This window comes from Moorena sp. SIO3H5, from assembly GCF_010692395.1.
GTDB lineage: Bacteria > Cyanobacteriota > Cyanobacteriia > Cyanobacteriales > Coleofasciculaceae > Moorena.
In genome coordinates this window covers 1-8779 of the sequence record NZ_JAAHHS010000330.1, presented here as the reverse complement: position 1 = coordinate 8779, position 8779 = coordinate 1, and the positions used below count along the sequence as shown (strand labels likewise).

Below are 8779 nucleotides of genomic sequence, written 5' to 3'. Positions count from 1 at the left end.
TGCCATCATTGGAGACTTGGTCTGGGATGACCAAAACGGTAATGGGATTCAAGATAATAGTGAACCGGGTATCAATGGGGTGCGGGTTGAGTTGTGGGAAGACGGGGGTGATGGTCAACCTGGTACCAGTGACGATAGTTTTTATGGGTTTACCTTAACTGCTCCCGATGGTACCGGTAATGATGGCGTTTACCTTTTCTCGAACGTGCCAGCGGGAGATTACTTCGTTAAATTCATTCCCCCAGGCAACTTGAATCTCTCTCCTCAAGACCAGGGTGGTGATGAGACCGCTGACTCCGATGCGGATCCCAATACTGGACAGACAAATGTTTTTAGTGTTAACCAGACTACAGACACCCGTGATTTCGATGCTGGACTAACCTCTGTAGACCCAGCTACCGCTAGTAATGGTGATTTCGTTTGGTTAGATATTAATGGCAATGGTATTCAAGATGGGGATGAAGTTGGTGTCAATGGCGTCACTGTTGAACTTTATGATAGTGGCAACACTCTGATCGACTCGACCCAAACCAGTAATGACTTCAATGATAATCCTGGTTTCTATCGCTTCCGGGATTTGACACCAGGCACCTATTATGTGAAATTCATTGCGCCCCCTAGTCATGCTTTCTCTCCCCAAGACCAAGGTGATGACACTCTCGACTCGGATGCTGATGCTACTGGACAAACGGCTAACATTACTCTCAGTGCTGGAGACAGTAACCAGGATGTAGATGCAGGAATAGTACCTCAGCCGATCTTAGGGGATTTTGTCTGGATTGATAATAATGGTGATGGACTCCAAAACCTTGGTGAATTGGGTCTCAATGGTGTGACGGTCAACGTTTATAACCCTGGTGGAGATGGTCAACCTGGTGGCGGAGATGATACTCTACTCGCCACTACAGTCACTACCAACGATGTGGCTGGGAATCCTGGTTTCTACTCCTTCTCTGGCTTAGCAGCAGGAAACTATTTCTTAGAGTTTATTGCCCCATCTGGCTATGAGATTGGTTTCCAAAATGTGGGCAATGATGACACGATTGATTCTGATGCTGACCCTAATACTGGATATACCGAAGTCTTTGCTCTGGCTACATCGGAAGACAAACGAGACCTGGATGTGGGGATGATTGCCCTTCCAGTGACATCTACTGGTGAAGTATCCGGTACTCTCTACCAAGACGACAATCCCCAAAACGATAGTTTCGACAATGGTGAATCTACTCTACCGGCCAACATTACGGTAGTACTATACCAAGACGTAAACAATAATAATGTGATCGATGCTGATGATACCCAACAAGCCACTACTGATACTGATGATAGTGGCAATTACAGCTTCACCAGCTTAGAGCCAGGGAAATATATTGTCCAAGTCGATACTAACGATCCTGAGATCCCGGATGAGTTGATGTTAGGAACCTCTAATGATATACCGATTGAGGTGACTACTACTGCTGTTACTGACGTTAACTTTGGATTTGATGTTGAAAGCCTCCCCAAGGTGATACTGGTCAAACGTATTACCGCTATTAAGCGCAAAGAAAGTAATGTTTGGGAATCTTTACCTACATCTGGCTCACCTTTCGTTGATGGTATTGATAGTCCTGGTGCTGATAATCACGTCGGAAGCGTACGCGCTCCTGACGATAATCACCCTAACTGGCCCAATCCCAATGTCTATCTGCGGGGATTAATTAACTCTGGCACAGTGATGCCAGGGGATGAGTTGGAATACACTGTGTACTTCCTCTCCAATGGCAGCAATTACGCCAAGAGCTTGCGTATCTGTGACCGAGTTCCGGCAGAAACTACTTTTATTCCGGATGCCTTCAACCAAACTGCTGGGAATCCAGCTAGTGATGTCGGGATTGCCTTGTTCGAGAGTACCAATCCTTTACCCAGCAGTGGTTTAGCTGAGCCGAATATCTATCTGAGTAATATCCCCGATAGCGATCGCGGTCGCTATTACTCACCTCTGACCTCAGTGCCCGCATCATGTAATGTACCTGTCAACCAAAATGGAGTTGTGGTGGTGGAAGTGGGAGATGTACCCCAAGCTACGGCACCAGGAGAACCGCCAAATTCTTATGGGTTTATCAGATTCCGGGCTCTAGTGAAGTAAACTGTTATCCCTTTAAATGGTGAACGGGACGTTTTGGGGAGATGGAGATAGCCGAAACACTCAATACTGGCAAATTCTAGCTAGCGTACGCAAAAGTGCTTACGAAAAAGTGCTAGTGCAGAAAACGCCAATGGCCAAACCATCACCCATCATTCTCTACAATTCACAAATAAAGCAAGCACGCTACGTATAGCATGCTTGCTTTATTTTTGGTAATTTTACACGGAACTTTTTTGAGCACAGACCTTAAACTATATAGCGCTACGCGCAAGGCAAGAGGCAAGAGGCAAGAGGCAATAGCTTACTACAAAAGCTTTTGAGCTTTTAGCAATGTCCTAACTTTAATTTGTAGTGCTATACTTCCGTTGCTATCAGAGCCTCCTTCCGCAAACATGGTGATGTGGAATTCACCGATATAGGGTTTCTAAATGAATTGTAAAAAAGGATTATAGTTTTTTCCATTGGCAAAAATCCCTATATTGTTGATTAAATCTTGCTTTTTGCCTCTTGCATGCATGCCTTTACCTAAGGGATTCTGTTTACAACTCCAATAGAAACCCTATATCACTGATTGAAAATTTTAAAATTTTTGTGAAATTTCAGTAATTATATCGAGGTCAGAGCAGCTTAAATAAGTAAATCCTAGATTAGGTAAATCACAAGAAGATGAGTTAAAACAAGCGAAAAATCAGGGTGCGTTCGCGTAGCGGCTCGTACCGAGCATCGCTTTAATCTGTTTTAGGCAAAGCTTAAAAGGGATGCAGCCCATCCATTTTGGGCACACACCGTGCTTTCATAAAATTAATTTATGCTTCAGTTACTTTGTGTTTTAACTGCTATCGTCTGAGTAATCTCTCGATAGCGGATTTGTCTATAAAAACGTGTTTAGCTTAATGTCTCAATTCTCATTATTCATCGCGGCCAGTCATGAAATCTTTATTGAACTATCTCCAAGGGATCGCACCCAATGTGGGTTCAATAAGCCTACCTCATCCTTTAGGGAAAATTTTCCCTTGCCAGTTTCCTCGCCAGACACTGATTGGCACTGTAATGTTAGTCAGTGCGATCGCAGGTTACGCGACTCCAGTATGGGCGGTTTCCGAACTCCAGTTGGTGAAAGACGCTAATGATAGTGATGGTAATATCGTTAGAGAAGTTCCATCAGGACAAGAATTTATCTACACCATCAGAGTCTCCTGTAGTGGAGATGAAGACTGCGAGGATGTGGTGATTACTGACCAACTCCCTGCTCAGCTTGATTGGTCTTCTAACAATGTCACCATCATTCCTGGACGTCCTGCTACTGTGACCTATGACGAAGATACAGGACTGGCTACCGTTGAGTATAATTCACCAATTCCAGCCGGTTCCCCGGTAAACTTGGAGATTCGAGTCCAGTTTCCCCCTGGTACGACTGTAGACGATATACAAGCAACTAACCTAGCCGAAGGGACAAGTTCTAATGCCGGGAATCCCACCTCCAATGCTCTAACGGTTACCTCTGATGTCGATTCAAACGCTGCCTTAAACAATTGGACATTCGAGAAAAATCGGGTGATTCCTAGCACTGGAGATCCGGCTCTTGATGCACCAGTGACCTATGAGCTTAAGCTTTGCCATGACCAGAATCTTGAGGGTGGTATCAACCTACAAAATGTAGTTTTGGAAGATACTCTTCCAGTTGGGTCAAGTTTTGTTAGTGCTACCGATGAGGGTACCCATAACTCAGGGGTTGTCACTTGGAATGTGGGTAACCTCAGTATCACCGATGCTGATTTTGATGATAACAACAATTGTTTTACAACACAGGTCTCTGTTGAGTATCCTAGTGCTACCTTCAATACTACTAGTTCCAATGTAATTAACCGAGCTAATGCAACAGGAGAGCTGATTGATGGCACGCAGTTGAACTTAAATGGTCAGGCTGAACATGGTTTTGCAGACGCGAACAATGAAGGCACATTGAATTCTAAATCATTCTCGGGTCAGGTTGCTCCTGGCAATGAATTTGAGTTTCGGCTTGAGCCCAAAAATAGTGGTAATGTACCGATGACTACTCTGACCGTCACTGACGACCTAGATCAAGTTAATGACGATGGGATTAACCTCTCAGATCAGGTGCGGGTCACTAGAATTAGCACAGGTAGATACAACAATTACACTGGGGATGTGATTGTCCGCTACAAAACTAATCTCAACCCCTTGACCGCCGGTACCTCACACCCTCAGAATACCACCCTCACCATTGGGAGCGACATCACTTTAGGAACAGGGGAATACATTACAGGGGTTGAGTTCGAGTACACCAATGTACCAGCAGGTTTTGAACCTACAACAAGAGCCAGTGATAGACCAAAACTGTTTGTACAGGTTCAGCCTGACCGAGCGATCGGAGAGACAATCAAAAACTGTGCCCAACTGACTTGGACGCCCAATTCACCAACAAACCCCCTGGAACAGTGCGAAGAGACAGAAATCTCCGAGTTAAAAGCCATCATAAATTTAAACAAAAGAGATGAAACGAGTAGTGGACCCTATTCTCCTGGTGACATCATAGAATTTCGGCTACAGTTTCGTAACGAGTCAACCGCTAGCGGAGATTTTGTCAATCCCATATATGCCGATTTACTGCCAGCAGGACTTGACTATGGGGGTGCGTGGAGGTTTGATAGTGTCGGATCAACTACTCTGCCTGATGACGCTCCGATTAACTTCGAGGCGATTCCCAACTACAACGGCACCGGTCGCACCTTGCTGCGTTGGCAACTTACCGGAACCCAAATACCAGAGAATCAGTGGCTGAGAATCTATTTCGATACAGTGGTTGAGCAGGGTGTAACTACAGGTTCGTTGACTAATGAATTCTTCGTGATGTCCAACGATAGCGTGTTTGATTGTAACAATAATAACCGCAGGAGTCAGGATACTTTTGATGTGGATGGGGATGGCATCACTGATGAGACGATTTGTCGAAGAACAGCAAACGTTGAAATAGCTGGACTCGCAACCCTTGATTCAGAAAAAGTAGTTCAGGGTGAAGTCAATACCAGTTTCTCCACTAGTGGCACCACGGTTCCGGGGGGACAGGTCGATTACCAGCTGACTATCACCAATCAAGGGACGGTGCCGATGACTAATATACTTGTAGTTGATATCTTGCCTGCCATTGGTGATACTCAAGTGCTTAATACTAGTACAGCTAGGGGTTCCCAATGGCGTCCTAATCTAGCTGGTCCAGTTACCGTGGCGATTCCTGGTGTTACGGTTGAATACACCACCAACTCCAATCCTTGCCGTCCTAATCCTAGTGATGGTCAAGACCTCAATTGGCCTAGTGGCTGCGTCGATGACTGGAGTACTACCTTTCCCAGTGACCCCAGTGCGGTCACCGCTCTGAGGTTTAACTTGGGCAACCTGGTTCTCGACCCCCTAGAGTCGGTGGTCCTCAATTGGCCGATGCGAGCACCGGCTGGAGCACCAACCAACGGTGAGATTGCCTGGAATTCCTTTGCTTTCGTCTCTACACGAACGGATCAATCCGGTACTGCAGCTACTCTGTTACCCGCAGAACCCCCCAAAGTCGGCATTCAGATTCAACCCCCCACCCCTGCCATCATTGGAGACTTGGTCTGGGATGACCAAAATGGTAATGGGATTCAAGATAATAGTGAACCGGGAATCAATGGGGTGCGGGTTGAGTTGTGGGAAGACGGGGGTGATGGTCAACCTGGTACTAGTGACGATAGTTTCTATGGGTTTACCTTAACTGCTCCCGATGGTACCGGTAATGATGGCGTTTACCTTTTTTCGAACGTGCCAGCGGGAGATTACTTCGTTAAATTCATTCCCCCAGACAACCTAAATCTCTCTCCTCAAGACCAGGGTGGTGATGAGACCACTGACTCCGATGCGGATCCCAATACTGGACAGACAAATGTTTTTAGTGTTAACCAGACTACAGATACCCGTGATTTCGATGCTGGACTAACCTCTGTAGACCCAGCTACCGCTAGTAATGGTGATTTCGTTTGGTTGGATATTGATGGCAATGGTATTCAAGATGGGGATGAAGTTGGTGTCAATGGCGTCACTGTTGAACTTTATGATACTAGCAATACTCTGATCGACTCGACCCAAACCAGTAATGACTCCAATGATAATCCTGGTTTCTATCGCTTCCGGGACTTGATACCAGGCACCTATTATGTAAGATTCATTGCACCCCCTAGTCATGCCTTCTCTCCCCAAGACCAGGGTGATGACACTCTCGACTCCGATGCTGATCCTACTGGACAAACAGCTAACATTACTCTCAGTGCTGGAGACAGTAACCAGGATGTAGATGCAGGGATAGTACCTCAGCCGATCTTAGGGGATTTTGTCTGGATTGATAATAATAGTGATGGACTCCAAAACCTTGGTGAATTGGGTCTCAATGGTGTGACGGTCAACGTTTATAACCCAGGTGTTGATGGTCAACCTGGTGGCGGAGACGATAATCTACTTCAAACTACAGTGACTACCAACGATGTGGCTGGTAATCCTGGTTTTTACTCCTTTTCTGGCTTAGAAGCAGGAAACTATTTCTTAGAGTTTATTGCCCCATCTGACTATGAAATTGGTTTCCAAAATGTGGGCAATGATGACACGATTGATTCTGATGCTGACCCTAATACTGGATATACCGAAGTGTTTGCTCTGGCTGAATCGGAAGACAAACGAGACCTCGATGTGGGGATGATTGCCCTTCCAATTACATCTACTGCTGAAATATCAGGTACTCTCTACCAAGACAACAATCCCCAAAACGATACTTTTGACAATGGTGAATCTACTCTACCTGTGAACATTAAGGTAGTACTGTACGAAGACGTTAACAATAATGATGTTATTGATGCTGGTGATACCCAACAAGCTTTTACTGATACTAATAGTAGTGGCAATTACAGATTCACCAGCTTAAGGGCAGGGAAATACATTGTCCAAGTCGATACCAACGATCCTGAGATCCCGGATGAGTTTATGTTAGGAACCTCTAATGATATACCGATTGAGGTGACTACTACTGCTGTGGGTGACATTAACTTTGGATTTGATGCAAACTTACCCAACGTAATACTGGTCAAACGTATTACCGCTATTAAGCGCAAAGACAGTAATGTTTGGGAATCGTTACCAACATCTGGCTCATCTTTTGTTGATGGTATTGATAGTCCTGGTACTGACAATCATGTCGGAAGCGAACGCGCTCCTGACGATAATGATCCTAACTGGCCCAATCCCAATGTCTATCTGCGGGGATTAATTAACTCTGGAACAGTGATGCCAGGGGATGAGTTGGAATATACTGTGTACTTCCTTTCCAATGGTAGCAATTACGCCAAGAGCCTGCGTATCTGTGACCGAGTTCCGGCAGAAACTACTTTTATTCCGGATGCCTTCAATCAAACTGCTGGGAATCCAGCTAGTGATGTCGGGATTGCTTTGTTCGAGAGTACTGATCCTTTACCCAGCAGTGGTTTAGCTGAACCGAACATCTATCTGAGTAATATCCCCGATAGCGATCGCGGTCGCTATTACTCACCAGGAACGTCAGTACCTGCAGCATGTAATGTACCTGTCAACCAAAATGGAGTTGTGGTGGTGGAAGTGGGAGATGTGCCCCAAGCTACGGCACCAGGAGAACCGCCAAATTCCTATGGGTTTATCAGATTCCGGGCTCTAGTGAAGTAAACTGTTACCAAAAATTTTGGGTTTAAAGCCCCGTCCTATAACGACGGCTTTTATTATCTTTCGTATTGACGGTAGATAATATAATCGCTATTATAGAAGGCAAGGAGGAAAAGCAAATGTTTAATCTCACCTACGAGTTCAAGCTTAAACCTACCAAACAACAATCAAAAATCTTTGATGAGTGGCTTGAGATAACTCGCTTGGTATACAACTACGCTTTAGCAGAAAGGAAAGATTGGTACAAATCTCGTAGTTGTCAGATTAATGCTTGCAGCCTCCATAGTTGCTACATCATTCCTGCTGACACACCGCGTCCTACCTATGCAAGTCAGTGTAAATCTTTGACGGCTGCCAAAAAACAGCACCTGGAACTCAAGAAGATCCAATCTCAAGTGTTGCAGCAAACTTTAAAAAGAGTTGAAACAGCTTTCACCAACATGTGGGAGCGTAACGCTGGATTCCCCCGGTTCAAGAAAAAAGGCAGAATGAGGTCTTTTGTTTTTCCTCAAATGACAGGAAAAAGATTAGAACATGGGTTAGTGAAATTGCCTGTAATTGGTTGGGTAAAATTCCGTCAGTCACGAGAAATGCCTAATGATGCTCAAATCAAGCAAGCTCGTATAGTCAAACGGGTTTCCGGTTGGTATGTCATGCTAACCATTCAATGGAATGTTGATTTACCTCAACCAATACCCCATGGTGAAGCAGTAGGAATTGATGTAGGATTAACTAGTTTTCTTGCTACTTCTAGTGGTCTTTTAATCAAGCGTCCGAGGTTCCTGGGTGATGCCGAACGCAAGCTGAAATTACTGCAAAAGCGTGTTTCCAGGAAACCTATAGGCTCGAACAATTGGAGGCGCGCACAAAAAAAGGTAGCAAAACTACACGAGTATGTAGCCAATTGCCGTAAAGATTGGA

Annotated in this window: 4 protein-coding genes; all 4 read left to right on the top strand. The window is 45.1% G+C overall.

All coding sequences use genetic code 11. The features are described from left to right. Window positions 1-2128 (top strand): SdrD B-like domain-containing protein (locus tag F6K52_RS27155; RefSeq protein WP_293085706.1); only part of this gene is annotated, 2128 nt, incomplete at its 5' end. A gap of 16 nt (window positions 2129-2144) precedes the next feature. Beyond that, window positions 2145-2321: a hypothetical protein gene (locus F6K52_RS27150; protein ID WP_293085703.1), complete on the top strand. Its 177-nt coding sequence runs from the start codon at window positions 2145-2147 to the stop codon at window positions 2319-2321. A 734-nt stretch (window positions 2322-3055) separates the two neighbouring features. Then, window positions 3056-7861, top strand: coding sequence for an SdrD B-like domain-containing protein (locus F6K52_RS27145; RefSeq protein WP_293085700.1), 4806 nt, complete (start codon window positions 3056-3058; stop codon window positions 7859-7861). 116 nt (window positions 7862-7977) lie between these two features. Then, window positions 7978-8779, top strand: an 802-nt coding sequence (locus F6K52_RS27140) for a transposase (RefSeq protein WP_293085697.1), incomplete at its 3' end; no start/stop codon positions are given.

What these genes read in the sequence shown, in the direction of transcription:
- F6K52_RS27145 (WP_293085700.1), top strand. Translation starts at nt 3,056, where the DNA reads ATGAAATCTTTATTGAACTATCTCCAAGGGATCGCACCCAATGTGGGT.
- F6K52_RS27150 (WP_293085703.1), top strand. Translation starts at nt 2,145, where the DNA reads ATGGTGAACGGGACGTTTTGGGGAGATGGAGATAGCCGAAACACTCAA.